Annotated in this window: 3 protein-coding genes; all 3 read right to left on the bottom strand. The window is 40.4% G+C overall.

The window, feature by feature from the left end; all coding sequences use genetic code 11:
- Positions 1-191 precede the first annotated feature (191 nt).
- The 3 genes from ACTHUR_RS11465 to ACTHUR_RS11455 all read right to left on the bottom strand — a co-directional run bounded on the left by ACTHUR_RS11465 (position 192) and on the right by ACTHUR_RS11455 (position 1,201).
- Positions 192-503, bottom strand: coding sequence for a hypothetical protein (locus ACTHUR_RS11465; RefSeq protein WP_070461277.1), 312 nt, complete (start codon positions 501-503; stop codon positions 192-194).
- Between the two features lie 15 nt (positions 504-518).
- Positions 519-761, bottom strand: a complete 243-nt coding sequence (locus tag ACTHUR_RS11460) for a hypothetical protein (protein ID WP_070461278.1) — start codon at positions 759-761, stop codon at positions 519-521.
- A 236-nt stretch (positions 762-997) separates the two neighbouring features.
- Complete coding sequence (locus ACTHUR_RS11455; RefSeq protein ID WP_070461279.1) at positions 998-1,201, bottom strand: hypothetical protein; 204 nt, start codon at positions 1,199-1,201, stop codon at positions 998-1,000.
- Positions 1,202-1,216: the final 15 nt, after the last annotated feature.

The following is a 1,216-nucleotide window of genomic DNA, read 5'->3' as shown; positions in this document are numbered from 1 at the left end:
TTTCTAAATAGAATTTAGATAATTCATCTAATTCAAATTCAGTTATATAGAAAAAATCCTTTTCATTCTTTTCTAACATAATCCTAACTTTCGTAACGGTTACAGAAAGTCGGGATTATACCCTTTTTGAATATCAAAAAAATATCAGCGATGCCAAACAGACCGCGCCGAATCCGTATAAAAACCAAAAGTCAATCATCTCCACCCCCTTTATTCTCCGTAACTGATTCAATCAACCGTTTTATCATCCTGATACCGAATACAAGCACCAATAAGACTATGAACGGCGCGCCGACCAATACGCCGAATTGTATTTGTTCTGCTATGTCACATTGCGGAAAACTCAAATTGATTTTCTGCTCGTTCAAATACCAGTCTTTGCCGTTTTTGTAAGGTCGGACAAATTTGCCATCCGCCGTTACGGTAGGTAGGACTTGAGACAACACATAATCATGCGCTTCTTCGTTCGATAAAAAGCATTGCAATCCGACGCGATACCCCATGTCCTACCCTTTCAGTTATTTAGCCGTTTTAACCATGCTAAAGGCCATGCGAAAGCCTTGCATCAACACGATAACCGACAAAACGGCAGCACCAATCGCAGATACCATTACGGCAAATTTTGCAATTTCTGCAGCAGCAGTAGTACCAATACCGGACAAATCGACGCCTTCGGCAGCAGCCAGGGCGGAAGCGGTTGTCAGGGCTGTTGCAGCAATAACTTTATTGCCATATTTTTTTGCTACGTTTAAAAGTTTCATAGCGTTTTCCTTTCAATAAAGGTTTATAAAAAAGTGATGCGGTTGTTTTTAGACTGACCGCAAGTCTTTTAACCGTACAGGTACCAAACCGATACAATTAAAACCAGTAGGAAAAAAACCAACCCAACCAAACTTAATTTAAATGATAGGGGTAATTTATTTCTGTTCATAATTATTCCTTGATTGTTGCGGGCTATGTGAAGGTTTGACAGACCGCCCGCCGAGCCTGTTAACTTTTATTCTTCTCTGATATAGAAGCTGAAAACCTGAAAATGTCCGCCAATCTCTTCTAATCCGGCATTGAATGCGTCTTCATAGCTTTCATACTGTCCGGCTTCTTTCAGATTTTGGGTAAATCCGATGTCGCCAAACTGATCGGGGCAGATGAATTCATAGTTTTCCAGTTCCTGAACGATAAATTTTTGCTGATACCTGCTCATATTTCGGCCTTTCTG

The organism is Neisseria sp. P0021.S007 (assembly GCF_051956855.1).
This window is presented reverse-complemented; position numbering and strand designations above follow the sequence as displayed.

Excerpts from the sequence above, each read along its gene's own strand:
- ACTHUR_RS11465 (WP_070461277.1), bottom strand. The coding sequence starts at position 503 with ATGGGGTATCGCGTCGGATTGCAATGCTTTTTATCGAACGAAGAAGCG.
- ACTHUR_RS11460 (WP_070461278.1), bottom strand. The coding sequence starts at position 761 with ATGAAACTTTTAAACGTAGCAAAAAAATATGGCAATAAAGTTATTGCT.
- ACTHUR_RS11455 (WP_070461279.1), bottom strand. The coding sequence starts at position 1,201 with ATGAGCAGGTATCAGCAAAAATTTATCGTTCAGGAACTGGAAAACTAT.